At 68.8% G+C, this 25,723-nt stretch carries 22 protein-coding genes and 3 pseudogenes; 10 read left to right on the top strand and 15 right to left on the bottom strand.

The genetic code is table 11. The features are described 5' to 3' along the window. Positions 1 to 54: 54 nt before the first annotated feature. The gene (locus tag QM774_RS09605) at positions 55 to 351 is read right to left on the bottom strand and encodes a hypothetical protein (protein WP_414975662.1); all 297 of its coding nucleotides are present in this window, start codon (positions 349 to 351) and stop codon (positions 55 to 57) included. An 84-nt stretch (positions 352 to 435) separates the two neighbouring features. Continuing rightward, positions 436 to 558: a type B 50S ribosomal protein L36 gene (ykgO, locus tag QM774_RS09600; protein ID WP_414975661.1), complete on the bottom strand. Its 123-nt coding sequence runs from the start codon at positions 556 to 558 to the stop codon at positions 436 to 438. Between the two features lie 150 nt (positions 559 to 708). On the opposite strand from ykgO, the gene QM774_RS09595 reads away from it, so the two are divergent. Continuing rightward, positions 709 to 2,757, top strand: coding sequence for a neutral/alkaline non-lysosomal ceramidase N-terminal domain-containing protein (locus QM774_RS09595; protein ID WP_414975660.1), 2,049 nt, complete (start codon positions 709 to 711; stop codon positions 2,755 to 2,757). A gap of 14 nt (positions 2,758 to 2,771) precedes the next feature. Next, the gene (locus tag QM774_RS09590) at positions 2,772 to 3,986 is read left to right on the top strand and encodes an oxygenase MpaB family protein (RefSeq protein WP_414975659.1); all 1,215 of its coding nucleotides are present in this window, start codon (positions 2,772 to 2,774) and stop codon (positions 3,984 to 3,986) included. A 12-nt stretch (positions 3,987 to 3,998) separates the two neighbouring features. Here the strand turns inward: QM774_RS09590 and QM774_RS09585 are convergent, their stop codons facing one another. The 3 genes and pseudogenes from QM774_RS09585 to QM774_RS09575 all read right to left on the bottom strand — a co-directional run bounded on the left by QM774_RS09585 (position 3,999) and on the right by QM774_RS09575 (position 5,956). After that, entirely contained in the window at positions 3,999 to 4,421 is a 423-nt protein-coding gene (locus QM774_RS09585) for a hypothetical protein (RefSeq protein ID WP_414975658.1), read from the bottom strand. Then, positions 4,418 to 5,069 (bottom strand): annotated as a pseudogene (locus QM774_RS09580) (SDR family oxidoreductase). The gene QM774_RS09585 and the pseudogene QM774_RS09580 overlap by 4 nt, the downstream one beginning before the upstream one ends. 26 nt (positions 5,070 to 5,095) lie before the next feature. Next, positions 5,096 to 5,956 (bottom strand): LLM class flavin-dependent oxidoreductase, encoded by an 861-nt coding sequence (locus QM774_RS09575; protein WP_414975657.1) that lies wholly within the window; start codon positions 5,954 to 5,956, stop codon positions 5,096 to 5,098. 100 nt (positions 5,957 to 6,056) lie between these two features. Between QM774_RS09575 and QM774_RS09570 the strand changes: the two genes are divergently transcribed. Beyond that, on the top strand, positions 6,057 to 6,914 hold the full coding sequence (locus QM774_RS09570) for an SDR family oxidoreductase (protein WP_414975656.1): 858 nt from the start codon (positions 6,057 to 6,059) through the stop codon (positions 6,912 to 6,914). 521 nt (positions 6,915 to 7,435) lie between these two features. Here the strand turns inward: QM774_RS09570 and QM774_RS09565 are convergent. Continuing rightward, a complete protein-coding gene (locus QM774_RS09565; protein WP_414975655.1) occupies positions 7,436 to 8,644 on the bottom strand; it encodes a glycoside hydrolase family 3 C-terminal domain-containing protein in 1,209 nt (402 codons plus the stop codon). Between the two features lie 280 nt (positions 8,645 to 8,924). Beyond that, a pseudogene (locus tag QM774_RS09560) lies at positions 8,925 to 9,716 on the bottom strand (glycoside hydrolase family 3 N-terminal domain-containing protein); the annotation flags it as partial. Positions 9,717 to 9,857: 141 nt separating this feature from the next. Between QM774_RS09560 and QM774_RS09555 the strand changes: the two are divergent. Together QM774_RS09555 and QM774_RS09550 are read left to right on the top strand one after the other, a co-directional pair. Next, complete coding sequence (locus QM774_RS09555; RefSeq protein WP_414975654.1) at positions 9,858 to 10,220, top strand: hypothetical protein; 363 nt, start codon at positions 9,858 to 9,860, stop codon at positions 10,218 to 10,220. Then, positions 10,213 to 10,662, top strand: coding sequence for a hypothetical protein (locus QM774_RS09550; protein WP_414975653.1), 450 nt, complete (start codon positions 10,213 to 10,215; stop codon positions 10,660 to 10,662). Before QM774_RS09555 ends, QM774_RS09550 begins: the two co-directional genes overlap by 8 nt. Positions 10,663 to 10,692: 30 nt before the next feature. Here the strand turns inward: QM774_RS09550 and QM774_RS09545 are convergent, their stop codons facing one another. The 5 genes and pseudogenes from QM774_RS09545 to QM774_RS09525 all read right to left on the bottom strand — a co-directional run. Beyond that, positions 10,693 to 11,373: a type 1 glutamine amidotransferase domain-containing protein gene (locus QM774_RS09545; RefSeq protein ID WP_414975652.1), complete on the bottom strand. Its 681-nt coding sequence runs from the start codon at positions 11,371 to 11,373 to the stop codon at positions 10,693 to 10,695. Then, positions 11,370 to 11,978, bottom strand: a complete 609-nt coding sequence (locus QM774_RS09540; RefSeq protein ID WP_414975651.1) for a TetR/AcrR family transcriptional regulator — start codon at positions 11,976 to 11,978, stop codon at positions 11,370 to 11,372. Before QM774_RS09540 ends, QM774_RS09545 begins: the two co-directional genes overlap by 4 nt. Next, a complete protein-coding gene (locus QM774_RS09535; RefSeq protein ID WP_414975650.1) occupies positions 11,978 to 12,817 on the bottom strand; it encodes an SDR family NAD(P)-dependent oxidoreductase in 840 nt (279 codons plus the stop codon). The genes QM774_RS09540 and QM774_RS09535 overlap by 1 nt, the downstream gene beginning before the upstream one ends. A gap of 44 nt (positions 12,818 to 12,861) precedes the next feature. After that, entirely contained in the window at positions 12,862 to 13,662 is an 801-nt protein-coding gene (locus QM774_RS09530; protein WP_414976633.1) for an NAD(P)H-quinone oxidoreductase, read from the bottom strand. A gap of 129 nt (positions 13,663 to 13,791) precedes the next feature. Then, positions 13,792 to 14,001: pseudogene (locus tag QM774_RS09525) on the bottom strand (alcohol dehydrogenase catalytic domain-containing protein); the annotation flags it as partial. Positions 14,002 to 14,374: 373 nt separating this feature from the next. Here QM774_RS09525 and clpB point away from each other — a divergent pair. Continuing rightward, complete coding sequence (gene clpB, locus QM774_RS09520; protein WP_414975649.1) at positions 14,375 to 16,933, top strand: ATP-dependent chaperone ClpB; 2,559 nt, start codon at positions 14,375 to 14,377, stop codon at positions 16,931 to 16,933. 154 nt (positions 16,934 to 17,087) lie between these two features. Here the strand turns inward: clpB and QM774_RS09515 are convergent, their stop codons facing one another. Beyond that, entirely contained in the window at positions 17,088 to 18,029 is a 942-nt protein-coding gene (locus QM774_RS09515; protein ID WP_414975648.1) for an alpha/beta hydrolase, read from the bottom strand. 149 nt (positions 18,030 to 18,178) lie between these two features. Here QM774_RS09515 and QM774_RS09510 point away from each other — a divergent pair, with 149 nt between their 5' ends. The 4 genes from QM774_RS09510 (at position 18,179) to QM774_RS09495 (ending at position 22,935) form a co-directional block, all read left to right on the top strand. After that, a complete protein-coding gene (locus QM774_RS09510; RefSeq protein WP_414975647.1) occupies positions 18,179 to 18,559 on the top strand; it encodes a PPOX class F420-dependent oxidoreductase in 381 nt (126 codons plus the stop codon). A 96-nt stretch (positions 18,560 to 18,655) separates the two neighbouring features. Next, the gene (locus QM774_RS09505; protein WP_414975646.1) at positions 18,656 to 20,491 is read left to right on the top strand and encodes an ABC transporter ATP-binding protein; all 1,836 of its coding nucleotides are present in this window, start codon (positions 18,656 to 18,658) and stop codon (positions 20,489 to 20,491) included. Beyond that, positions 20,488 to 22,248 (top strand): ABC transporter ATP-binding protein, encoded by a 1,761-nt coding sequence (locus tag QM774_RS09500; protein ID WP_414975645.1) that lies wholly within the window; start codon positions 20,488 to 20,490, stop codon positions 22,246 to 22,248. Before QM774_RS09505 ends, QM774_RS09500 begins: the two co-directional genes overlap by 4 nt. 24 nt (positions 22,249 to 22,272) lie before the next feature. Continuing rightward, on the top strand, positions 22,273 to 22,935 hold the full coding sequence (locus QM774_RS09495) for a TetR/AcrR family transcriptional regulator (RefSeq protein ID WP_414975644.1): 663 nt from the start codon (positions 22,273 to 22,275) through the stop codon (positions 22,933 to 22,935). Between the two features lie 90 nt (positions 22,936 to 23,025). On the opposite strand, the gene QM774_RS09490 is transcribed toward QM774_RS09495, so the two are convergent. After that, positions 23,026 to 24,345, bottom strand: coding sequence for a hypothetical protein (locus QM774_RS09490; RefSeq protein ID WP_414975643.1), 1,320 nt, complete (start codon positions 24,343 to 24,345; stop codon positions 23,026 to 23,028). Between the two features lie 138 nt (positions 24,346 to 24,483). After that, on the bottom strand, positions 24,484 to 25,707 hold the full coding sequence (locus tag QM774_RS09485; protein ID WP_414976632.1) for a M20 family metallopeptidase: 1,224 nt from the start codon (positions 25,705 to 25,707) through the stop codon (positions 24,484 to 24,486). Positions 25,708 to 25,723: the final 16 nt, after the last annotated feature.

Here is a 25,723-nt window from a genome sequence, read left to right as displayed (position 1 = left end):
GGAGGAGGTTCCTCGGCGGGTGTCGGGTGAGCGCCCCGATCGGGCGCGGTGAGGTCAGTGCTCGTCGTAGTGGTCGCCGTGGGCGGCGTGGCGGTGACCGTCGTGCATGTAGTCGACGTGATCGCCGTGGGTGACGGCCTCGTGGCCGCAGTCGTCGCCGTGCTCGTGGGTGTGGTCGGCGTGAACGGTGTGGCCGGTGGGCTCGCACTCGTCGTAGTGGCCGTTGTGCTCACGGTGCAGGTGGCCGTCGTGCACGTAGTCGACGTGGTCGTTGTGCGTGATGGCTTCGTGGCCGCAGTCGTCGCCGTGCTGGTGGGTATGGGGGGTGTGCTCGAGATGATCGTTGCTCATGGGGTCTCCTTCGACTAATCATGCATACATGCGCATGTACGAATGTATTGAGTGCGATAGACCTTGTCAACCCCCGGGGTGGATTCAGCCCTGGCGGCCCTTGAAGCGCGGGTTCTTCTTGTTGATCACGAATGTCCGCCCACGCCGGCGGACCACCTGGGAGCCCGGCTGCTTCTTGAGCGACTTGAGAGAGTTGCGAACCTTCACGATTCTCCTTTACTGAAAACGATTGGCAATAAAGCAGAGTAGCGCGGACTCGGAACAGATGGGAATCGCGGACTTAACACGTGAGACACCGGGACCGTGTTGACTGTCGTCTGACAAGGTCGAGGGTCACATCCAGGAGGTCGTCGCTCGATGACGCAGATCTCACGCCGCACACTGCTCCAGGCCGCCGCCGTCACCGCCGCCGGAGCCGGGGCGATGTCCGTCGCCGCCACCGCGGCCTCGCCGGCGACCGCGTCCCCGGGAGGAAGCGCGGGCTACCTCGTCGGCGCCGGCAAGGGCGACATGACCGGAGCCATCGCCGGCCAAGGAATGATGGGCTACTCCGACATGGACCAGGTGGCCGAGGGGCTGCTGCAACGCACGTGGGCGCGCGCCTTCATCATCGCCGACGCCGCCACCGGAACACGCGTCCTGTTCATCACCGCCGACATCGCCTGCGTGTTCACCTCGCACCACAATCGGCTGCTCGAAGAACTCGGCAAGCGCTACGGCGGCACGTACAACGAACACAACGTCAACCTCAACGCCACCCACAACCACAACTCGTGCGGCGGCACCTCCTGGGACTACGCGTACACACTCGCCGCCAAAGGACACCGCCACAACTCCTTCGAAGCCGAACTCGCCGGCCTCCTCGATGCGGTCACGCAGGCCCACGACAGCCTCGCACCCGGCACCGTCGAACTCGGACACTCCGAACTGCACAACGCGAGCGCCAACCGTTCGCTGCCGGCATTCCAGATGAACCCCGCGCACGACCGTGCGCACTTCCCCGAACACATCGACCCGCAGGTGACCGCGCTGCGCCTGCGGCAGGGCGGTGCGACGATCGGCGAGATCGTCTGGTTCGCGACCCATGGCACGTCGCTCACCGACGCCAACTTCCTCATCGGACCCGACAACAAGGGCTATGCCGCGTACCTCGCCGAGCAGCGCGAACCCGGCGTGGTGGTGGCGCACGCGCAGACCAACGCCGGCGACATGACGCCCAATCTGTGGCTGCGGAAGATGCACCCGGGCGGACCGACCGCGAACAACCGCACCAACCGGATCATGATCGGGCAGCGGCAGGACCGCGCCGGTCAGGCGGCGCTGTCCGCGGCGAGCACACTGTCCGGCGGCATCGACTGCGCCACCCGGTACCTGAACCTCGCGGACCTGCACATCGACGGCCACTACACACCCAACGGCAAGGCGGCCCGGACCACCCCGGCCATGATGGGCATGGCCGCCGCGGCCACGTCGATGGAGGACAACACCCGCAGCCAGCTCGCCATCCTGCACGAGGGCATGCGCAACGAACTGACCGTCGCCCTCGGCGCCACCGCCGTCCCTACCCCGGATCCGTGGATGGTCTACGCGCAGGCACCCAAGGCCGAGCTGTTCCCGCTCGGCATGCTGCCGCCCCGCTCGTGGATCGAGCAGACGCTCCCCATCCAGTTGATCCGCATCGGCGACCTCGTGCTGGCCGCCATGCCGTCCGAGGCGACGATCGTCGCCGGGCTGCGCATCCGCCGGACCGTCGCCGACGCCCTGAAGGTGCCCCTGGAGAACGTGCTGCTGCAGGGCTACTCGAACGGCTACAGCCAGTACACGACCACCCCCGAGGAGTACACCTCCCAGCAGTACGAGGGCGGCGAGACCCTGTTCGGCCGCTGGCAGCTGTGCGCCTACATGCAGGAGTTCGATGCGATGGCGCGCGCGATGGCGCGAGGCCGCCGCCGGCCGCTCGGCGCCCGCCCGGCAGACCGCGCCGATCTGCAACCGGACCTCCTCGGCACCCAGCCGGCCGACACCCCAATGCCGGGCAAACGATTCGGCCAGGTCGTCACCGCGGTGCCGGCCGAGGCCGCACCCGGATCCACGGTGTCCGTCGGCTTCTGCGGCGCCTACCCGACCAACCGGATCCGCCGCGGCGCCGCCACCAAGGGCTACTACGCCGTCGAACAGCAGACCTCCGGCGGATGGCAGGTCGCCTACGACGACGACCACGAATCCACCGAACTGACGTGGGAGCGCCCCGGCGGCAGTGCCTCCGCATCCAAAGTCACCGTTACCTGGCGGATTCCGCGGGACGCGTCGGGGCGCTACCGGATCCGCTACTACGGCGACGCCAAGTCGGGATCCGGACAGCTCACCGAGTTCAGTGGGAACTCGGGTGCGATCGAGGTCGGCTGAGCGACAGTAGAGGGATGGAACTGACCGTCGATCCCCGGCACCGCCGCCTTCGGGACCGGGTGAAGCGCCGCACCGGCGTCGACCTGATGCCCTCCGAGGAGGTCGCGGCCGCGTTCGCTCGTGGACACACGGCTGGGGATCCGGTCGCCGAACGCTTCGTCGCCGAGACCTATCACGGCCGGATGGGTGCCGACCGAGCCCGCGAACTGCTCGACGAGGCGCTGCGCGTCGGCATCGACAACGTGCCCGACGCCCCGGAATCCATGCGGGCCCTGTTCGCCGAGTTCGAGACCATCCCCGACTGGGTGGACCCGGAGCTGATCGAGAAGGGCGCCGCCGTCTGGCGCCGCTGGGGCTACAGCCTCGGCGCCGTCGGGAACGCCGGCACCATGGACACCTACACCGAGGGATCGCTGGCGGTGCCGTTGTCGCTGTCCGGCGGCTACGCCGGCAAGAGCGCACTGCACCGCTACCTGGAGACCACCCGCTGGTGGATGGAGGTGTGCCGACCGCACGCCGTCCTCACCCCGGGCTCGAAGGCTCGGGAGGTGTCGTTGAAGGTACGGGTGATGCACGTGTCGGTGCGGGCCCGCGTCGCCGAACATCCGGAATGGGACGCGCAGGCGCACGGCCTGCCGATCAGTCAGAGCGAGATGATGCTGACCCTTCTCGGCGGCAGCGTCGCGCCGGCGCTGGGCCTGTTCTCGCTCGGCTTCCTCACCTCGCCCGCCGAGATGCGTGCCGTCCTGCACTTCAACCGCTACCTCGGGCACCTCGTCGGCTGCCGGGTGGACGAGATGTACCCGGAGACCGTCGCCGACGGCATGCGCCTGCTCTACTACTTCGACGCCACCCGCAGATACGACTCCGGGCCGCTCGGACCCGAACTCGTCGAAGGCTTCGTGCCGTCCTTCGCTCCCGGTCCCGACGTGCGCGGGCTCGACCGCCTGCGCGCCCGGTTCCATCTGCACCTGCAGGCCGGCTACACGCGCCTGTTCATGCTGCCTTGGAACAGGCGCCGGTACCGGCTGCCGAGCGGGATCCCCGGAACACTGTTCCTGATCGCGCGGGCCCCACTCATCGTCGCCGTCGAGATCGTGCGCCGGATCTCCCCGGCGATCGACCGCCGGTGGCAGACGGAGTCGGTCCGCCGCTGGGAACGCTGGCACGCCTGGCACCTCGGACAGCGCGAGGAGGCGTTCGACGCCGCGAAGGCGTTACGGCGCTGACCTGACGGACCGTCAGCCGGTGACGGTGCGGGCCTCGGCGAGGAACCGGTGGATCTCGGTGAGGTCGGCTGCCGGAAAACAATGCGCCAGGAACTCGAGCGTCCACTCGTCGTAGGGGTCGGCCACCAGATCGTCGAAGCGGTCGCGTCGCACCGACAAGACCACGCCGGTCTCGTCGATGTACTCCTCGACGTAGTCGGAGATCGCGGCCGCCGCCGTCGCGTCGGTCCGCCACGGGAACCCGGCCTCGTCCCCGTCATGCAGTGTCACCGAGCGCGCGGGATCCTCCGCGGCGACGACGAGCGAACCGCCGTCCACCGTCACCTCGTCGTGGTTGCCGGTCAGCCGTGTCCCCACCCCGTAGGCGACGATCCGGCGGGCGGCGTCATGGAACTTCCCGGCCGTATCCCCGGGGCCGCGGGTGTCGGCGGTCATCGGATGGTGCGGCCGATGGCGACGTCGCCGTCGGTGAACGGAATGTCCTTGCCGACGGTCTTCGGCTTGGTCAGCACGTGCGCGGCCACCTTGGCCACGTTGCCGCGCGACGTGCCCGGGTTGTCCGGGGCGCGCACCGCGGTGCGATCGATCTTGCCGGACGCCTCATCGTCGGTCAGCCGGCCCGGCATCAGGATCGTCCAGTCCAGACCGCTGGCGCGCAGTTCGGCGTCGGCCGCCGCCTTCGCCTCGGCGTAGGCGTAGAACGGGTCGGTCGGCGCGACACCGTGATCGGGGCCGGCGCCCAGGTACGACACCATCACGAAACGCTTCACCCCGGCCTGCTCGGCGCCGTGGATCGCGTTGATCGCGGCCACCCGGTCGACGGCATCGGTGCGTGCTGGATTCCCGCCGCCGGCACCCGCGCTGAACACGATCGCGTCGGCGCCGCCGAACACGGCCGCCAGCTCGGGGACGCCGACGGATTCGATGTCCAGCAGCACCGGCTGGGCGCCGGCCTCCGCGACGTCGAACGCGTGGTCGGCGTCCCGGATGATCGCGCGGACGGTGTCGCCGCGATCGGACAGGATCTGCTCGAAGAAGGAGGGCCACCTTGCCGTGGCCACCGATGATCACGATCTCAGCCATGCCATCGACCGTACCGGGAACGACGGTCAGTGGTGGCCCGGCGACAGGCCGCGCGACGCCAGCGCCTCCAGGATCTTCACGTCACCCTTGTGGGGCTCGGTGCTGCGGGGCCAATGCGTGATGACGTCGGTGTACCCGAGTTCGGCGGCTCTACCGGTCAGCTCATCGAAGGCGTCGATGCTGCTCAACGCCTTCACCGGTGCGCTGTCGAGGTTCAGGTACGAGTCCGGCACGGCGTCGCGCGCCGTCCGGGTCATCAGGTCCCGCGCCCATTGCGCGTGATCGAACCAGGCGTCGAGCGTGTCGGCGTCGAACGCGCCCTGCGTCAGCCATCCGTCGCCGTGACGTGCGGCGAACCTGATCTGCCGCGGACCGTCGCCGGCGCAGACGAGCGGAAGGCGAGGACGGACCGGACCACCGACCAGACGCATGTCGCGTGCCGAGAAGTAGTCGCCGTCGAACGTCACATGATCCTCGGTGAGTGTCCGCGCGAGCAGGGTCACGAACTCCTGATATCGAGCCACCCGTTCGCCCACGCTCAGCGGCGGCTGCCCCAGGATTCCGTCGTCGGGTGTGCCGCCCACACCGAGACCCACGATCAGCCGGCCGTCGGACATGTCGACGAGGGTCTGCAACTCCCTCGACAACGCCACCGGGTGCCGGAAGTTCGGTGAGATGACGAAACTGCCGACCTTCAGCGTGGTGGTCGCCGCAGCCGCCGAGGTGAGGATCGGCAGACAGGAGAACCAGCGAGAGTCCGGCAGGCCGCCCCACACGAGATGGTCGTAGGTCCAGGCGTGATCGAAGCCCATCTGCTCGGCCTGCTGCCACAGCGGCTTCGCCGCCGCCCACGGCATGTCCGGAAGAATGCAGATTCCGTAGCGCATGGACTCGAGGCTAGTTCGCCGGCGGAATAGCCGGGCGTCCTCGCGCGTTGTTCCGCCCATCGCGTCCGCACCGAGCGGACCGGAGTCGAAAGGGAACCCCATGACCATCGCCTTCACCGGAGCCACCGGACATCTCGGGCAGCTCGTCGCCGACGCACTGCTGACCCGGGAGGAGGCGGGGAACATCGTGGCCCTCGCCCGCGATCCGCAGAAGGCGAGCGATCTGGCGGCCAAAGGCATCCAGGTTCGGGCGTTCGACTACGCGCAGCCCGACGGCCTGGCCGCCGCCCTCGACGGCGTCGACCGGCTGCTCCTGATCTCGGGCACCGAGTTCGGTCAGCGCGTGGCCCAGCATCAGGCCGTGATCGACGCCGCCACGCAGGCCGGCGTCGGCTTCCTCGCCTACACGAGTTTTCTGCACGCCGACGACGCGCCGCTGATCGCGGTGGCCCCCGAACACGTGGAGACCGAGAAGCTGCTGGCTGACGCCCCGTTCCCCGTCGCTCTGCTGCGCAACGGCTGGTACACCGAGAACTACGAGGATGCGGCCCGGCAGGCCGCCGAGAGCGGTGTGCTTCTCGGGGCCACCGGCGGCGGCCGCATCTCGTCGGCCGCCCGCCGGGACTACGCCGACGCCGCGGCGGCGGTGCTGACCGGTGACCCGACGGCCGCCACCTACGAGCTGGCCGGCGATCGGTCCTGGAGCCTCGACGATCTGGCTGCGGCGATCACGACGGCGTCCGGCACACCGGTGCAGGCGAAGGACGTGTCCGCCGACGAACTGCGGACGGCGCTCACCGGCGCGGGCCTGCCGGCCCCGCTGATCGACTTTCTGGTCGGCACCGATCAGGCCATCGCCGCCGGAGAACTCGAGGACCCGAACCCGGGTGAACTGTCGCGGCTGATCGGCCGCCCGACCACCCCGCTCAGTGAGACCGTCGCCGGCTGGTTCGCCTGACCCTTCCACGGCGGTGGCGAGCTTCCCGATGGTTGAGCCGGGCCGGACGGCCTGCTTCCCGATGGTTTCGACTCGACGCCTCGCCCTGGCGGGCTCGGTGTCGGCTCAACCGGCGAGGTGAAGGCCTTGTTGTCGTGGGCTCGGCTCGTTCGCCTGACTCTTCTGCGGTGGTTGCGCGCTTCTTCGGCGGTTGAGCCGGGTCGGCGACGGAGCGCAGCGACGACGGCGTCCCGTGTCGAAACCACCCGGGCGTCGTGACGGGGGGTTTCGACTCGACGTCTCGCCCTGGCGGGCTCGGTGTCGGCTCAACCGGCGAGGTGAAGGCCTTGTTGTCGTGGGCTCGGCTGGTTCGTCTGACTCTTCTGCGGTGGTTGCGCGCTTCTTCGGCGGTTGAGCCGGGTCGGCGACGGAGCGCAGCGACGACGGCGTCCCGTGTCGAAACCACCGCGGCGTTGTGATGGGGGTTTCGACTCGACGTCTCGCCCTGGCGGGCTCGGCGTCGGCTCGACCGGCGCGGGCGGTCAGCCGGCGTTGGCCTGATCGAGCAACTGCTGGATCTGCTCGGTGGAGATCGCGCCGTCGGACAGCTTCGCGGCGCGGCCGACCGGCGTCGGACCCACCATGGCGGTCAGGTCGGCGCCGATCGACTTGCCGGCGTCGCCGCCTCCGCCGCCCATCTTGGCGGTCAGCTGATCGATGAGCGGCTTGAACGCCTTCGCGCCGGCCGGATCGGCCATCACCTCGGTGACCGAGGAGTCCAGGGTGAGGGGCAGGCGCCGGGTCTCGTCGGCGGTGACGTCGACGGTGCCGGTCAGGCGAAGGTCACGGCTGGAGGCGCCGACCGCCACCGTGTAGGTGCCGCCTTCCACCACGTACTGGTGCAACCGGATGTCCCAGTAGGCCAGGTCGTCGCGGGAGATCGTCAGGGTGACCGGCACGGTGGCGCCCTTGGCGACCGCCACCTTCGTGAAACCCTTCAGCTCCCGCACCGGGCGGGTGACTGCGGAACCGTCGACCGACACGTAGGCCTGCACCACATCGATGCCGTCCCGGCCGCCGGTGTTGGTGACGTTGAGCTTCACCTCGATGCCGTCCTTGTTCTCCGACAGGGTCAGGTCCGAGTAGTCGAAGGTGGTGTAGGAGAGGCCGTGCCCGAACGGGAAGGCCACCTCGATGTCGCGGGCGTCGTACCAGCGGTAGCCGACGAACAGGCCCTCGCCGTAGGTGACGTGGCTGTGTTCGCCGGGGAAGTTCGTGTAGGCGGGGGAGTCCTGCAGCCGCAGCGGCACCGTCTCGGCGAGACGGCCGGACACGTCGACGTCGCCGAACAGGACGTCGGCCATGGCGGTGCCGACCGCCTGGCCGAGGAGGGCGGCGTCGAGGAGTGCGGGGGCGTCGATGACGGTCAGGTCGACGACGCCGCCGTGGCAGACCATCACGACGGTGTTCGGGTTGGCGTCCAGGACGCGCTTGGCGAGGTCCACCTGGTCGGCGGGCAGGTCGATGTTCGTGCGGTCGAAGCCTTCCGACTCCTGGCTGTCGCCCAGGCCGAGCACCAGCAGGACGGTGCCGGCCTTCTTCGCTGCCGCCACGGCCGCGTCGGCGGCCTTCTTGCCGGCCGGCATCGCCGGCGGAAGCGTCCGTCGAGTAGCCGTCCTCGAAGGACACCTTTCCGTCGGCGCGCGCGGTGATGGCGTCGAGGGGGACGTCCACCTTGGTGGGGAAGACATGCGAGGAACCGCCGCCCTGATAGCGCGGGGTCTTGGCGAGCTCGCCGATCACCAGCAGGTCGTCGGCCGGATCCAGCGGGAGCAGCGGTGCGGCGCCCTTCGCGGGAGCGTCGTTGCGGAGCAGGACGAGCGCCTCGGCGGCGGTCTCACGGGCGATGGCGTGGTGCGCGTCGACGTCGAACGTCGCGCTCTTGTCCGGTTCACCGGCCTTGGCGGCGAGGTCGAGCACCCGCTGCGCGGATTCGGCCAGCGCCTTCGGATCGAGGTCGCCGTTCTTGGCGGCCTCGGCGAGCAGCTTGTCGTCCGCCTCGCCCGGGAACGGCATCGTGAGGTCGGTGCCGGCGGCGACGGCGGCCACCCGGTCGGCGATGGCGCCCCAGTCGCTGACGACCAGTCCCTGGTAGCCCCAGTCGGTGCGGAGGATGTCGGTGAGCAGACCGCGGTCGGCGAACGTGTGGACGCCGTTGATGCGGTTGTAGGAGCACATGACGGTCCACGGCTGTGCCTGCTTCACCACATGCCGGAAGGCGCGGAGGTAGATCTCGTGGAGGGTGCGTTCGTCGACGTCCGACGAGATCCGCATCCGGTCGGTCTCCTGGTTGTTGGCGGCGAAGTGCTTGAGCGAGGCGCCGACGTTCTTGCTCTGCACGCTGTTGACCCACGAGGTCGCCAGTTCCGCGGTCAGCAGCGGATCTTCGGAGAAGAACTCGAAGTTGCGGCCGCCGAGCAGGGACCGCTTGATGTTGATGCCGGGGCCGAGGACGACGTCCACCTGCGCGGCGCGGGCCTCCTCGCCGTAGGCGCCGGACACCTTGGCGGCCAGGTCCGGGTTCCAGGTCTGGGCGAGTCCGACGGCCGGCGGGAAGCAGGTGGCGGGGTCGGACTGGGCGATGCCGAACGCGTCGGCGGCACCTTCCTGCTTGCGGAGGCCGTTGGGGCCGTCGCTCAGCAGGATCGATCGGGCCCCGCCGAGGGCTTTGGTGTTCCAGTAGGCGTCGCCACTGGTGAGTTTCGCCTGGTCTTCGATGCTCAAGCCTTCGGCGGTCGATTTCGGGGTGGACTGCTGCGACATGGGTGGCCTTTTTCGTAGGTCTGCGCGGGTGTGTTCCCTGACGGTAACGAGTGTGCGCCCAGACCGCTTGCCGTGCAGCGGAATCCGACATCGTCAGGCCCGCGCGCCGGGGTGCGTCGCGGGCAGTGAAACAATGCCGGTGTGGGAGTCCTGTTGATCGTCGTCTCGGTGTTCGCCGGGGTGATGGCCGCCGTCACGCTGCTGTACGTGGTGCGTGACGAGTTCCTGAGCTGGCCGGCCCTGTGGGGTCTGGCCGCGCTCGAGGTCGCGCTGATCGCGGTGGCCGTCGCCGAGATCGCGGCGCTGCTGACCTCGGGCCGGCACATCGCGTCCGGCGGCTTCATGGCCTACCTGCTCGGGGTGCTGGTCCTGGTGCCGGCCGGCACCGGCTGGGCGATCTTCGACCGCTCCCGGTGGGGTGTGGCCGCCATCGTCATCGCCTGCCTGGCGGTGCCGGTGATGCTCCTGCGCGTGCACAACATCTGGGAGGCCGGCGTTGCCTGACAAGAAGACCGATCGTTCGCCCGAACGCGACTCCGCGCCGAAGCGGACCGGTATCAACACCGGTCCGGGCCGGACCCTGGCCGCGCTGTACGCGCTGTTCGCGCTGGCGGCCACCGGGCGTTCCCTCGAACAGCTGATCGCGCACGCCTCCAAGGCGCCGCTCGCCTACAGCCTGTCGGCGCTCGCGGCCGTCGTGTACATCGTCGCGACCGTCTGCCTGGTCATGGGTGACCGGGCCCGCACCGCCGCCATCGCGTCGTGTTCGTTCGAGCTGGTCGGCGTGATCGTCGTCGGCATCCTCAGCTATGTGGCCACCGACCTGTTCCCGGACAAGACCGTCTGGTCGCATTTCGGGTCCGGCTACGGGTACCTGCCGCTGCTGCTGCCGATCCTGGGCCTCACCTGGCTGTTCTACGCCCGTCCCGGCCGCGAGCACATCTGAACTTCCACACCTGTCAGCGGCGTCCAGTTCTCAGAGCAGTTCGACGACCTTCTGGGCGGTCTTGCGGGCCGACGCCGGGTTCTGGCCGGTCACCAGGTTGCCGTCGACCACCACGTACGGCACGAACGGGACGAGCGCTTTCTTGTATTTCGCGCCGCGGTCCTTCGTGACCTGTTCGGCGTTGTAGGGGACGTCCTTATCGACGCCGGCCAGCGCTTCTTCACGCCACGAGAATCCGGTCATGTCGCGGTCGGCGATCAGATATGAGCCGTCGGACAGCGTCGTGTTCAACAGACCGCAGTAGCCGTGGCAGACCGAACTGACGACGCCGCCGCGCTCGAAGATCTCCCGGCTGATCCGTTGCAGGCCGCTCGAGTCGGGGAAGTCGTACATCACGGCGTGGCCGCCGGTGAAGAAGATCGCGTCGTAGTCGGCGGAGTCGACGGCGTCGGGTGCGACGGTCGATTGCAGGAGTTCCATCTTCGCCGGGTCGGCGTGCCACGCCTTGGCGGTCTTGTCGTAGTTGGGGAACTTCAGGGACCGCGGTTCGAGCGGCACCGCGCCACCGGCCGGACTGACCAGCGTCTGCGAGAAGCCGGCCTCGTCGAACACGTGCCAGGCGTGGGTCAGCTCCGACAGCCAGAGGCCGGTCGGGTGGGACGGATCGTCGTAGTGGGCGACGTTGGTGACGACGGTCAGGATGCGGGTCATCGCTGTTCTCCTCCGATCGGGGTGTGTGCGGGTGATGGGTGCAGCAGGGCGGTGACGGCGCCGCGGACGCGGCGGTCCACCTCCTCGGGGGAGGACGTGTCGAGTTTGCCGTCGAGATGCAGGAACGCCAGTCCGTGCACCAGCGACCAGGCGGCCAGCGCGGCCGCGTCCGGGTCCGCGTCCGGTGCGGTCCGCTGTGCGAGGGACCCGAGGTATCCGCGGATCCCGTCGACGGCGGCCACGCGGTCGGGGTTTCCGGCGTCGCAGCCTTCGGCGAACATCACCCGGAACAGTCCCGGGCGGGCCAGCGCGAAGCGCACGTAGGCGACGGCGAGGTCGGCGAGATCGTCGGCCGTCGACGGCTCGGCGTGGACGGCCAGCAGCGTCTGGGCGAGTTCGGCGTAGCCGACGGCGGCGACGGCCGACGCCAGGGCGTTCCGGTCGTCGAAATGCCGGTAGGGGGCGGCCGCCGAGACCCCGGCCTTGCGGGCGACGGCGCGCAGCGACAGATCCGATGCCGGGTCCTCGTCGAGCAGTTCCATCGCCGACCGGACCAGTGCGCTGGGCAGGTCGCCGTGGTGGTAGCGGGTGCTTTCGGCCGTCATCACAGACCGACCAGCTGCGCCGACCGGGTCCACAGGCCGTCGATCAGCGCGGGGTCGTGCGCCTGCCGGGATTCGCGGCCGTTCGGCTTGTGCCGCTCGAAGTAGACGCCGTTGACGGCCGGGTCGGCGCCCCGCTGTGCGAGAGAGATCAGCGGCTCGGCGCCCTTCTCCGGCGTGATGGTGGCGAACCGGCGCAGCGGTGTCCGGTAGGCGAGGCCCACGAAGAACGAGTCGCGCCCGAAACTGGAACCGACCGGGCCCGGGTGGACGGCGGCCGACACGATCCCGTCGTCGGCCCAGCGCTTCGCGATCCCGCGGGTGAACAGGATGTTCTCCAGTTTGGCGGTGCCGTAGCAACGGGTCTGGAAGGCGCGGCGGCGCGTCCAGTCCAGATCGTCGAGATCCACGTGACCGACCAGGTTCGCGATGCTCGACGTGTTCACCACCAGCGCGCCGTCATCGGCGGCGAGCGGCGGGTGCAGCAGATTGGTCAGCAGGAACGGCGACAGGTGGCCGATCTGAAAGTTCGGCTCGTGACCGTCGACGGTGCGGAGCTTGTTCGGCTCGAAGGTCCCGCCGGCGTTGTTCAGCAGTACGTCGATCCCGTCGACGTGGCGGGCGATCTGCTCGGCCAGGTCGCGGACGTCGTCGAGTTTCGCGAAATCGGCGGTGAACGCGGTCGCGCCGGTCGCCTGCGCGACCGCGTCGAGCTTGTCGGCGGACCGGCCGGTGATCACCAGGTTCACGTCGGCGCCGGCGAGGGCCCGGGCGGCGACAGCGCCGATCCCGTCACTGGCACCGGTGATCACGATGGTCTTGTTCGGGGCGGAAGTGTTCATGGCGGCTCTCCGATGGTCGGGTCAGGTGTTCGAGGGTAGGCCGGTCACGATGCCGGAGGCAGCAGAAGGATCTTGCCGACCACCGCCGAGGACTCCAGCAGTTCGTGGGCACGGGCCGCATCGGCGAGGGGCAGCCGGTCCGCGACGATCGGGGCGATGGCCCCGCGGGCGACCAGCGGCCACTCGTCGGCGGTCACGGCGGCCACGATCTCGGTTTTGGATCCCGGTCCGGTGACCGGACGGTTGCGGACGTTGAGGCCGATCACGCGGGCGCGTTTGCCGATCAGCGCACCGATGTTCGCCTCGCCGGTCGTGCCGCCCTGCATGCCGATGATCACCAGACGGCCCCCGACGGCGAGGGTCTCGATGTTCCGTGCCAGGTAGCTGCCGCCCATGATGTCCAGGATCACGTCGGCCTGGCCGGCGAGTTCGGCGGCGAAGTCCTGCTCCTTGTAGTTCACCACCACGTCGGCACCGAGTTCCCGGCACCGATCGCCCTTCTCCCCCGATCCGACGGTGACGGCGACCCGGGCGCCGAGTGCTTTGGCGACCTGGATCGCGTGCGTGCCGATCCCGCTGCCCCCGCCGTGCACCAGCAGTGTTTCGCCGGCCCGCAGACCTGCGTCCATGACGATCGTCGACCAGACGGTGCTCGCGACCTCGGGCAGCGCTGCCGCGTCGATCAGCGAGATGCCGTCGGGCACCGGCATCACCTGGGTCGCCGGCACGACGACGTACTCGGCGTAGCCGCCGCCGGCGATCAGAGCGCAGACCTCGTCTCCTTTCGACGGGTGGTTCCTGAGCTCGTGGCGGAGCTTGCGACGACACGAAGTCGAAGGGCTCAAGGAGCGTGGCGAGCCTTCCGACGGGGTCGCGGAGCGTGGCGATGCGGGTGCTTCGGTCTCCGCTCCTGGGGCCTGCCCTCCCGCTCCTTGAGCGCGTCCCTCCGCTCCTTGAGCTTGTCGAAAGGAGGCCCCGACGTCGACGATCGTGCCCGACACCTCAAGACCCATGATGTCGCTGATTCCGGGTGGCGGCGGGTAGAGGCCGCGCCGCTGCAGCAGGTCGGCGCGGTTGACGCCGGCGGCGGCCACCCGGATCAGGACCTCGTCGTCGGCGGGCGTCGGCGTCGGCACGGGGAAGAGGACGAGGTTCTTCTCGTCGTCCACGACGATCGCGGACATGGTGGCGGGCACGGTGCTCATGGAGGTCCTTTCGGCGGGAGGGGCCGGTACTCCTCGGGCTTGATGTAAGCGGTGTTAACACAAAGCTAGAATCCGAAGTATGCAGTGTCAACATTATCGCTGACGATGTGGCGCGGATCACTGCACAATGCCGGACTTAAGCGGAATGGACTCAAGTTTGGGGACGTTGGACTCTGTGACGAACTCAGATTGAGTCACATAGACTTAACTCTGACCTTTCGGCAAGCTCAAGGAGCGGGCAGGAAGCCGCAAGGAGCGGGGCCAAGCTCGAAGCGCGGGCCCGCTCAATCGGGCGCGCGTTCCGCGAGCGGGTGGAAGGGTCAGGGTCGCAACGACAGAGAGGTACGTGTAAGTGGACAGCTTCACTCCCACCACCAAGACGCAGGCCGCACTTCAGGCCGCCGTCCAAGACGCCGCCGCGGCCGGAAATCCGGACGTGCGGCCGGCGCACATCCTCGTCGCCCTCCTGGATCAGAAGGACGGCATCTCGGCGCCGCTGCTCAAAGCCGTCGGCGTCGACCCCAATCACATCAAGACCGAGGCCAAGGCGCTCGTCGCCAAAGCCCCCGTCGTCTCCAGCTCGAGCGCCCAGCCCCAGCTGAGCCGCGAGTCCATCGCCGCGATCACCACGGCGCAGAACCTCGCCACCGAACTCGGCGACGAATACGTCTCCACCGAACACCTCATGGTGGGGCTCGCCACCGGCGACTCGGATACCGCCAAGCTCCTGCAGAGCGAAGGCGCCACCCCCGAAGCGCTGCGCGAAGCCTTCCAAGCGGTGCGCGGTACCGCCCGCGTCACCTCCGAGAACCCGGAGGAGACCTACCAGTCGCTGGAGAAGTACTCCACCGACCTCACCAAGCGCGCCCGCGAAGGCGACCTGGATCCGGTGATCGGTCGTGACGCCGAGATCCGCCGCGTCGTGCAGGTGCTGTCGCGCCGCACCAAGAACAATCCGGTTCTCATCGGTGAGCCCGGCGTCGGCAAGACGGCCATCGTCGAAGGACTCGCCCAGCGCATCGTCGCCGGCGACGTCCCCGAGTCGCTGCGCGACAAGACCGTCATCTCCCTCGATCTGGGTTCGATGGTGGCCGGCGCCAAGTACCGCGGTGAGTTCGAGGAGCGGCTGAAGGCCGTCCTCGACGAGATCAAGGCCTCCGACGGCCAGATCATCACCTTCATCGACGAGCTGCACACCATCGTCGGCGCCGGTGCGACCGGCGACTCGGCGATGGACGCCGGCAACATGATCAAGCCGCTGCTCGCCCGCGGTGAGCTCCGCCTGGTCGGTGCCACCACGCTCGAGGAATACCGTCAGTACATCGAGAAGGACGCCGCCCTGGAGCGACGCTTCCAGCAGGTGTACGTCGGTGAGCCGTCCGTCGAAGACACCATCGGCATCCTGCGTGGCCTCAAGGAGCGCTACGAGGTGCACCACGGTGTGCGCATCACCGACTCGGCACTGGTCTCCGCGGCCACCCTGTCGGACCGCTACATCACCAACCGGTTCCTGCCGGACAAGGCCATCGACCTCGTCGACGAGGCCGCGTCGCGCCTGCGCATGGAGATCGACTCCCGCCCGGAGGAGATCGACGAGGTGGAACGCATCGTCCGGCGCCTGGAGGTGGAGGAACTCGCGCTCGAGAAGGAGACCGACGCCGCCTCCAAGGACCGCCTGGAGAAGCTGCGGGCCGAACTGGCCGACCAGCAGGAGAAGCTCAACGAGCTGACCGCGCGCTGGCAGTCCGAGAAGACCGCCGTCGATGCCATCCGTGACGTCAAGGAACAGCTGGAACAGCTGAAGGGTGAAGCCGATCGCGCCGAGCGCGACGGCGATCTGGGCCGTGCCGCCGAACTGCGGTACGGCAAGATCCCCGAGCTGGAGAAGGAGCTCGAGGCGGCCATCGACAAGAGCGGCACCGACCCCGACGAGGACCCGATGGTCCAGGAGGAGGTCGGCCCCGACGAGGTCGCGCAGGTCGTCTCCGCATGGACCGGCGTGCCTGCCGGCAAGATGCTCGAAGGCGAGACCGAGAAGCTTCTCCGCATGGAGGACGAGATCGGCAAGCGCGTCATCGGCCAGAAGCAGGCCGTGACCGCCGTGTCCGACGCGGTGCGTCGATCGCGGGCCGGCGTCGCCGACCCCAACCGTCCGCTGGGCTCGTTCCTGCTGCTGGGTCCGACCGGTACCGGTAAGACCGAGCTGGCCAAGGCGCTCGCCGAGTTCATGTTCGACGACGATCGCGCGATCATCCGGATCGACATGAGCGAGTACGGCGAGAAGCACAGCGTCGCACGACTCGTCGGCGCCCCTCCCGGCTACGTCGGCTACGAGGCCGGCGGTCAGCTGACCGAGGCGGTGCGTCGCCGCCCGTACTCGGTGGTGCTGTTCGACGAGGTCGAGAAGGCTCACCCGGACGTGTTCGACGTGCTCCTGCAGGTGCTCGACGAGGGTCGCCTCACCGACGGTCAGGGCCGCACGGTGGACTTCAAGAACACCATCCTGCTGTTGACGTCCAACCTGGGCGCCGGCGGCGACAAGGAACAGGTGATGGAGGCTGTGCGCAAGCACTTCAAGCCGGAGTTCATCAACCGCCTCGACGACGTCGTCATCTTCGACGCGCTGACGCCGGAACAGTTGGTGGCCATCGTCGACATCCAGCTGAACTACCTGGCTTCGCGCCTCGAACAGCGTCGCCTGACTCTCGACGTGACGCCGAAGGCCAAGGAATGGCTGGCCGAACGTGGCTTCGATCCGCTGTACGGCGCGCGACCGCTGCGCCGCCTGGTGCAGCAGGCCATCGGCGATCAGCTCGCCAAGGCGCTGCTGGCCGGCGACGTCAAAGACGGCGACACCGTCAAGGTGGACGTCGACAAGAACGGCGACGGCCTCAAAGTCGGCGCCAAGTAGATCGTGGACGACGAAAGTCCCCGCTCCTTCGGGAGCGGGGACTTTCGCGTTTCCTCCCGCTCGTTGAGCCTGTCGAAGCGAGTCGTCCTTTCGACAAGCTCAAGGAGCGTGGGGGCTCAAGGAGCGTGGTGGCGCGGGGCGTAGGGCCGTGGGCTTAGAGGGTGTTCTGGAAGAACGGGACGATCTCCTCGAGGGCACGCCCGGCACCGTTCGGCTGGTCGTACAGGTCGTAGTGCGAGGTGTCGTCGAGGACGGTGATCTTCTTGTCGGTCGACGCGGCCTTCTCGATGAAGGCGTGGGCGTCGTCGTAGGCGCCGAAAGCGCCCTTCTTGTCGCCGACGAACACGCGCACCGGCTGATCGAAGAACTCGGCGAACGCGAACGCGTCGAACACCAGGGCCGCCGAACCGTGGGCGACGTCGAAGTGGGCCTGACCGTGCTCGTTCTCGCCGCGGGCGGTGCAGTAGTAGTCGAACGCCTCGACGATGTCGATGTCGCCGATCTGCTTGGCCTGGTCCTCGGTGGCCGGCAGGAACTCGCTGATCGCATGGTCGGCGCCGGTCACCTCGGCGGTGCGCTGGGCCGCCACCTGCGTGAGCAGCTCGATCGCACCGCCCTGGGCGGCGGCGTTGTCGCGCATCATGCGGCCGTAGTTCACCGGGGTGACGCCGACGATCGCCTTGATCCGCTTCTCGCTCTGCCCGGCGGCCAGCACGTAGCCGCCGCCACCGCACACGCCGAGAGCGCCGATCCGGGCGTCGTCGACGTACGGCAGGGTCACCAGGTAGTCGGTCACCCGGCGGAAGTCCTCGACCCGCTGCGTCGGATCCTCGATCAGGCGGGGCTCGCCTCCCGAGGCGCCCTGGAAGCTGGCGTCGAAGGCGATCGCCACGAAGCCCTCCTCGGCGAGACGGGACGCGAACACGTTCCCCGACGTCTGCTCCTTGCAGCTGCCGATCGGGTGGGCACAGATGACGGCCGGGTACTGCACGGACTCGTCGAAGTCCGCGGGCAGGTACAGGTCGGCGGCGATGTCCCAGTACATGTCGGGATTGCGGAAGGTGATGTGCTTGATGGTGGTCGTCGCGGTGGTCACGCTGACTCCTTCGATCTGAGGTCCGGGTGGGCGCCGGGGCGGCGCCTCTCCTTTCCGGATGAGTCCAGATTTCCAGTGCTCTCTCGCGCGCGGCAGGACGAGTTCGTTCCTAGGAAGGATCCTTCCCAGTCGCCGCTACCGTGGAGACCATGAGTCACCCGACCGTCGCCCAGATCGCCGACGCCAAGTACGTCATGCTGACCACGTACCGCAAGGACGGGACGCCGGTCGCTTCGCCGCTGTGGGCGGTGCGCGACGGTGCGGACCTGGTGATGTGGACGGTCGCGGACTCGTGGAAGGTCAAGCGACTGCGCCGCGACAACCGGGTGCTGGTGCAGGCCTGCGACATGCGGGGGACCTCGACGAGAGGCCCGGTGGTCGCCGGCATCGGGCAGGTCACCGACGGTGCGGACGCGGCGCGGCTGATCGCGCGCAAGTACGGCGTGACCGGCCGGGTGACGGTGCTGGGCAGCCGTCTGCGCCGCGGCGCCAAGGGGACCGTGGGGATCCGGGTCCGCGACGTCGTCTGAATCCATGCGCTGATCGGCACTTGTGGCGGCGACGCCGTACCTTTAATCTGAATCCCATTCAGATTTAAGTATGGCAAGCCTTACAAAAGGAGCGTCATGACGACGACGGAACACGCGCCGACGACGGCCGCACCGTCCGAGCCCGCCACCGATCCACGGGCACAGCAGAAGGCGGACGCCAAGGCCCTCAAGGACCTGATGCGCCCGGTCTCCGGACGACTGATGATCGGCCGCCTCCTGGCGGTGATCTCCGGCATCCTCGCGGTGGTCCCGTACATCGCGCTGGTCAAGGTCGGCGACGTCCTGATCACCGCGGCACACGACCGCACCGCCGCCGACGGCGACGCAGTGCATCGCTGGATCACCATCCTGATCGCGGCGTTCACCGCACGCCTGTTCGTCTACTTCCTGGCATTGAGCATCACGCACTTCGCCGACATCGAACTCGGCCACCTCATCCGGCAGGACATGGTTCAGCGCTTCTCCACAGTCCCGCTCAACTGGTTCACGTCCACCAACTCGGGCCGTGTCCGCAAGGCCCTGCAGGACGACATCGGCACCATCCACCACCTGATCGCGCACCAGCCGGTCGACGGTACCCAGGCGGTCGTCATGCCGCTGGCCCTGATGGTCTACGCCTTCATCGTCGACTGGCGCCTCGGCCTCCTCACCATCGCGACCATCCCGTTCTATTTGCTCTCGACCGGGCTCGCCATGCGCGGCATGGGGGAGAAGACGGTGCAGATGGACCAGAAGCTGGGCGTCGTCTCGGCGCGCATGGTCGAGTTCGTCACCGGCATCACCGTCGTGAAGGCGTTCGGCCGCGTCGGCCGGGCGCACAACGCCTACCAGGAGTCCGCCAACGACTTCCAGGACTTCTACTACGCCTGGGTCAAGCCGCTCCTGAAGTCGAGCTCGATCGGGATGTCGCTGCTGTCGGTGCCGCTGATCCTGCTGATCAACCTGGGCGGCGGCACCTGGCTGGTGCACCGCGGCGACGTGACCGCGGCCGACGTCCTGGCGACCTCCCTCATCGCGCTGCTCCTGCCGTACGGCATCGAGGTGCTGATGAGCTCGCTGTGGTCGCAGCAGATGGCCGGGGCGTCCGCCCGCCGGATCATCGAGCTGCTCGACACCCCGGTCCTGACCGCCCCGGCGCCGGCCGCCGAGGCCGTCGACGCCCGGCCCCGGGGCCACGACGTGGACTTCGACCACGTCAGCTACTCCTACGGGGAGGGCGACGCCGCCGAACTCGCCCTCGACGACGTGTCGTTCACCCTGAAGGAGGGCACGGTCACCGCCCTGGTCGGGCCGTCCGGGTCGGGCAAGTCGACGATCGCGACGCTGCTGGCCCGATTCGACGATCCGCGATCCGGGCAGATCCGGCTGGGCGGGGTTCCGGTCGGCGACGTCGAGAACCTCTACTCGCATGTCGGGTTCGTGTTGCAGGACCCGCAGCTGCCGTCCATCTCGATCCGCGACAACATCACGCTGGGCCGGCCCGACGCCACCGACGACGACGTTCGCGAAGCCGCCCGTGCGGCCCGGGTGCTCGACGAGATCGAGGCCCTCCCGAACGGCTTCGACACCGTCTACGGCGCCGACACGGGACTGTCCGGCGGTCAGGCGCAGCGCATCGCGATCGCCCGCGCCGTCCTGGTCGATGCACCGGTGCTGATCCTCGACGAGGCGACCGCGCTCACCGACCCCGAGTCGCAGCACCAGATCCAGCAAGCCCTGAGTGATCTCTCCCGCGGCAAGACGGTGCTGCTGATCGCGCACCGGCCGGAAGTGATCAAGGGCGTCGACCAGATCGCCCTCGTCGACGGCGGCCGGGTGGTCGCCGCCGGCACCCACGACCAGCTGATGTCCCAGCCCGCCTACGCGAACCTCTGGGAATCGACCACCGCGACGCTTGGAGGCGACCGATGAACCTCCCCCTGATCGACATCATCCCGTGCCTGCGGCGCATGATCTCCAAGCCGGAAGACCTGGGGCCGGCGCTCGGCGCATCCGCCGCCAGCGGCCTCGTCGAAGGCCTGGCGCTGGCCGCGTTGCTGCCCGCGATCAGTTCCCTGGCATCCGGCGACGCCTACTGGGGCCTGCACACCGGCGGCTGGCTGATCGTGCTGGCCGTCCTCGCCGTCATCGGCTTCGTTCTGATCTACCTGCAGGAACGGCTCACCTACGACATCGCCCTGGACTTCCTCCATTCGATCCATCGGCTCGTCGGCGACCAGGTGTCCAAGCAGCCGCTCGGCTGGTTCGCGCGCCCGCTCGCCGGGCGGCTCTCGCGAATGGTGTCGACGGAGCTCATGCAGGCCGGTGAGATCTTCGCGCACATGATCGGCCCGCTCATCTCCCGGATGACGTCGGCGGTGGTCATCGTGATCGCCGCGTGGTTCTGGAATCCGCTGCTCGGTCTCGTGCTGACGATCGCCGCGCCGGTGTTCGTGCTCATCACACTCGCCTCGACCTACCTGATGCGTCGCGGCGCCGCCGTCCACGAACCGGAAGAGGTGGAGCTCGCCAACCGGATCGTCGAATACGCGCAGTGCCAGGGTGCGCTGCGGTCGTGCGGCCAGAGCGAGCATTTCGCGCCGCTCGACGACGCCCTGGAGAACACGCGCGCCGCCCGCAACAAGGCGATGTGGATCGAGACCGGCGGCATGGTGCTTTCGGGCGTGGTCACACAGGGTGTGATCGTCGTACTGATCTCGCTGACCGGATCGCTGGCGGTGTCCGGATCGCTGCAGCCGATTCCGGCTCTCGCGTTCATCGGCCTCGCCCTGCGCTTCACCTCCACGCTCTCCACCATCACCGAGACCGCGATGAGTCTGGAGTCGCGCCGGCCGCTGCTCGACGCCATCGACGAGGTGCTGACCGCGCAGCCGCTCCCCGAACCGTCGCAGCCGGCGACGCTGACCGCGCCGGGAACCGTCGACCTGGAGCACGTCACCTTCGCCTACGACGCCGACACTGCACCGGTCCTCGACGACGTGTCGCTCTCGGTGCCGGCCGGCACGATGGTCGCGCTCGTCGGGCCGTCCGGGTCGGGTAAGACCACCATCGCCCGCCTCGTCAGCCGCTTCTACGACGTCGACTCGGGCACCGTGAAGGTGGGCGGCGTGCCGGTGACCGAACAGACCACCGAACAGCTGATGGGGCAACTGTCCATGGTGTTCCAGGACGTCTACCTGTTCGACGACACCCTCGAGGCGAACGTCGCCGTCGGCCGTGAGGGCGCCACGCCGGAGGAGATCCGTGCCGCCGCCGATCTGGCCGGTGTCACCGAGATCGCCGACCGTCTGCCCGACGGCTGGGAGTCGAGGGTCGGGGAAGGCGGCAAGGCGCTGTCCGGCGGCGAGCGTCAGCGCGTCGCGATCGCCCGCGCCCTGCTCAAGCAGTCGCCGATCGTCCTGCTCGACGAGGCGACGTCGGCCCTCGACGTCGAGAACGAGGCGAACATCGTGGCCGCCGTCGAACAGCTGCGGAAGCAGGCGACGGTGCTGATCATCGCCCACCGGCTCGACACCATCGCGGCGGCCGACCAGATCATCGCGCTCGATGACGACGGCGGCGTCCAGGCCCAGGGCACGCACGAGGAGCTGCTCGCCCAGGGCGGCACCTATGCGCGGTTCTGGGATCGCCTGCACAGCGCCCAGGGGTGGGAGCTGACCGATGCGTGAGGGCGCCGGGACTAATCTGAACCGGTGAATGAATCGGTGCCGTCGGGATCCGCGGTGGCAGGCGGCCGCAAGGTGGGCCGCAAGCCCGCGTTCACGGCCGACGACGTGGTCGCGGCCGCGGTCGCCGAGGGCATCGACCGGTTCAAACTGTCGGCGGTCGCCGACCGCCTCGGTGTAGTGACGACCGCGATCTACCGGCTCTTCCCGTCCCGGGACGATCTGGTGCTCGCCTGCCTCGACCGGGCCGGCTCGACCATCGCGCTACCCGAACCCGGTATGCACTGGCGGGACACCCTGAAACTGTGGGGCGACCAGTGCTGGCAGGTGTGCGAGGAGTTTCCCGGGCTGGCACGCGTCCTGTACTCGAATCCGATCGCGCCGACCCGCATCGAGCACGTCTTCGACGCCTACTCCGACAACCTGTGCACGCAGGGGCGCACGGCGGGGCAGGCGATGTTCGCCCTCGACTTCGTCGGCGACACGGTGGTCGCCTCACATCTGGGTGTCGAGTCGATGCGATCGGTGCGCGAGGACGGCAGGAACGGCCTCGACGCGGTCAAGGACGCCGTCGGCGACGCTGACGTCTTCTACAGTCCCGCGGACTCGTGGACCGGGCGGACCATGGCCGACAAGAAAGTCGACTTCATCATCAGCGGCCTGGAACAGAACTGGCCCGAGTTCTACTAGACGGTCGCCGCCGGAAGTGTTGGATTCGTGTTCGCCACGAACACGAATCCAACACTCCCAGCGCACGCTCCTTGAGCTTGTCGAAAGGAGCTACTCCGTCACCGTGGACGTCACCGAACCCGCACTGTCGGCGCTGGTGGTAGCCGTGTCCGTGCCGGCGGCGGGTGCCGCCGGGGCCTCAGGAGCCGCTGCTACGGGCTCCGGAGCCGGTGCAGGAGCGCCCTGCGGTGCAGGCGCTGCAGGTGCAGACGCTGCGGGTGCTGCAGGCGCGGTCGGCACCGAGGTGCTCTGGAGCGTCGGAGCCGGCGCCGCCGGTGCTTCCTGGGTGGCCGCAGGTGCGGGGCCGGCCGCTTCGATCGGTGCCGCCGATCGGGCCGCCGAAGCACCCGAACCGGAGTCGACGTTCGCCGTGATCGCCGACTGAGGTGCGGCCACTCGGGCGTTCACATTCTGCGACGCGTTCACGCTGCCGAGGATGCTGTCGGTTCCCCACTCACCGACCTTGACGCCCGGGATCGGGGTCGTGAACTCGCCGAAATGGATCGACGGGATGATGCTGCCGATGCTGTCCAGCTTCGGGAAGCCGCTGAAGTCGACGCTCGGCAGGCCGAGGTAGTTGACGCTCCCGTTGAGCGGCCCGTCCTTGACGACGGGGAACAGGACGATCTTGCCGCCCAGCCAGCCGATCGCTACACCGCCGTCGAGCTTTCCGGGGTCTTTGGCGATCTGCTGGAACGCGTACGACGACGTCAGCTTGATCAGCTCCGGACCACCGAGCGTCAGGCGCGCGAAGTCCGAGGTCAGCAACTGGGACAGCGACCCTCCGTCGATGATCGTGTTGGCGATCTTCGAGGCGCTGATGCCATCGGTCAGAAGAGCCAGCGGGTTCGTGAGCGCAACCGAGACCTCGCTGCGGTCCTTGTTGTAGCCGGCGTCGAACAGGCCCAGGACGTTGAGGCAGGCGCCTTCGGTGGACGAGTTCGCGAAGGTCAGTGCGCCCAGGCAGGCGACCTGACCGGATGGAATATTGATGACGCCGGCGATCTTCATGTCGGTGGTGGCGACTGCGACGCCGAGCAATGAGAACGCTGTCGCGCTCTGGCCCTTGTCGGCGAAGGCCGCAGCGACACCCGGAAGCACGGCGATCGCGTTCGTGGTGCCGACCTCATTTTTGATGAGAGGCCAGAGAAGAGTGGAGCCTCCCGGCACCAGGTCGACGATGCCTTCGGGGTCGAGTGCGACGCCGAGTAGTTCACTCGTCGATTTCGCCAAGGCCGGGGTGGCTGCGAGCTGGGTTTCGGTGGGGCCGATCGCGACGGCGCCGGCGACAGCGGCGGAGGCGACGAGGGCGGTGGCGCCGACGGCGTACTTCTTCGGCCGCGGGCGGGCCGAGGTGAGAGCTGTGGACATTGAGGGGACTCCTTGCGGTTCTCGATCCTCCGCGGATCGGTGGTGAGGAAAGAATATGACCCGGATCACACGAATGTCGCGAAATGAGAGACACAAAGGGACTTTCGTCTCTTAGGGAAGGCTGCCCGTCGCCACAGGTCAGGGTGCGGACAGCAGTGCCACCGCGGCGCGCACATAGGCGCGGGCAGCCGTCGTGAGCTCGGCCAGGCTCACGGACTCGTCCGGCCGGTGGGCCTGACCGCTCAGATCTCCGGGACCCATCACCACTGTCGGCACCCCCAGATCGCGGCTGATGTACCCGCCGTCGCACGCGGCGGTCCAGCCGCCGACCGACGCGGACACACCCTCGTCGCCGAGGGCCGCCACGGTGGCCGCCACCAGCGGGTGATCGGCGGCCGTCACGAAACCGGGCAGCTCCATCTTCGGGGCCAGCTCGATCGACGCCCCGTCGCCGCAGATCCCGGACCCGTCGATCGTCGACCGCAGCTCATCGGCCACCGCGCCCACCGACTCGCCGGGCATGAGCCGTCGGTCCACGCCCAGGCGGCAGCCGGGCGCCACGATGTTGATCGCCTCGCCGCCCTCGATCGTTCCGACGTTCCAGGTGCCGTGACCGAGCAGCGGATCGCCGATCGTCGCCAGCCTCGTCTGGTCTTTCTCGAGCAGCGCGATCAGCTCGGCGGCCACGCCGATCGCGTTCACGCCGTCCGCCGGCCGGCCTGAATGGGCGGCCCGGCCGGTGATCGTGATGTCCCACTGCGAGGCTCCACGACAGCCGCGCACCACCTGCAGATTCGTCGGCTCCGCCACGATGCAGCCCCGGTACGACGGTCCGCCGGCCGGGCGCGACGACCACGCATCCACCAGGGCGCGGGCACCGGTGTTGGATTCCTCCTCGTCGACGGTGACGGCGAGCGTCACCGGGCCGGACAGAGCGATGCCGTGTTCGTTCGCGTGCGACAGGACCGCCAGCGCGGCGACCGCCGCGGCCACCCCGCCCTTCATATCGGCGGCGCCGCGCCCGATGATCAGGTCGCCGTCACGGCGCACCACGAAGGGGTCGGCCGTCCATCCGGGCCCCGGCGGCACCACGTCCGAATGGCCCAGAAGCAGCAGGCCCGGGCCGGCGCCGTCGCCGATGGTGGCGGTCAGATTCGGGCGGCCCGGCGCCGCCTCGTGCAGGTCCACCGAGAATCCGAGTTCACGGCACGCCCCGGCCAGAACGTCGACGGCGGCCTGCTCGGTGCCGCCCGGGTTCACGCTTGGTGCCTCGATGAGGGCGCACGTCAGCCGGTCGATCAACGACGCATCCACGGCGCCGGCGAGGGCGCCGGCGGCGTCTGCGGACGGTCGATTCACGATCGTGGCTCCTCGTTCT

Source organism: Gordonia sp. (in: high G+C Gram-positive bacteria) (assembly GCF_047600565.1).
Lineage (GTDB): Bacteria > Actinomycetota > Actinomycetes > Mycobacteriales > Mycobacteriaceae > Gordonia.
The sequence above is the reverse complement of the archived record's forward strand: the minus strand, read 5'-3'. Positions and strand labels throughout refer to the sequence as shown.

Bases quoted from the DNA above. Each gene is read 5' to 3' on its own strand.
- QM774_RS09605 (WP_414975662.1), bottom strand. From the start codon at position 351: ATGAGCAACGATCATCTCGAGCACACCCCCCATACCCACCAGCACGGC.
- QM774_RS09595 (WP_414975660.1), top strand. From the start codon at position 709: ATGACGCAGATCTCACGCCGCACACTGCTCCAGGCCGCCGCCGTCACC.
- QM774_RS09590 (WP_414975659.1), top strand. From the start codon at position 2,772: ATGGAACTGACCGTCGATCCCCGGCACCGCCGCCTTCGGGACCGGGTG.
- QM774_RS09585 (WP_414975658.1), bottom strand. From the start codon at position 4,421: ATGACCGCCGACACCCGCGGCCCCGGGGATACGGCCGGGAAGTTCCAT.
- QM774_RS09575 (WP_414975657.1), bottom strand. From the start codon at position 5,956: ATGCGCTACGGAATCTGCATTCTTCCGGACATGCCGTGGGCGGCGGCG.
- QM774_RS09570 (WP_414975656.1), top strand. From the start codon at position 6,057: ATGACCATCGCCTTCACCGGAGCCACCGGACATCTCGGGCAGCTCGTC.
- QM774_RS09565 (WP_414975655.1), bottom strand. From the start codon at position 8,644: ATGTCTTCCCCACCAAGGTGGACGTCCCCCTCGACGCCATCACCGCGC.
- QM774_RS09545 (WP_414975652.1), bottom strand. From the start codon at position 11,373: ATGACCCGCATCCTGACCGTCGTCACCAACGTCGCCCACTACGACGAT.
- QM774_RS09540 (WP_414975651.1), bottom strand. From the start codon at position 11,978: ATGACGGCCGAAAGCACCCGCTACCACCACGGCGACCTGCCCAGCGCA.
- QM774_RS09535 (WP_414975650.1), bottom strand. From the start codon at position 12,817: ATGAACACTTCCGCCCCGAACAAGACCATCGTGATCACCGGTGCCAGT.
- QM774_RS09510 (WP_414975647.1), top strand. From the start codon at position 18,179: ATGAGTCACCCGACCGTCGCCCAGATCGCCGACGCCAAGTACGTCATG.
- QM774_RS09505 (WP_414975646.1), top strand. From the start codon at position 18,656: ATGACGACGACGGAACACGCGCCGACGACGGCCGCACCGTCCGAGCCC.
- QM774_RS09500 (WP_414975645.1), top strand. From the start codon at position 20,488: ATGAACCTCCCCCTGATCGACATCATCCCGTGCCTGCGGCGCATGATC.
- QM774_RS09490 (WP_414975643.1), bottom strand. From the start codon at position 24,345: ATGTCCACAGCTCTCACCTCGGCCCGCCCGCGGCCGAAGAAGTACGCC.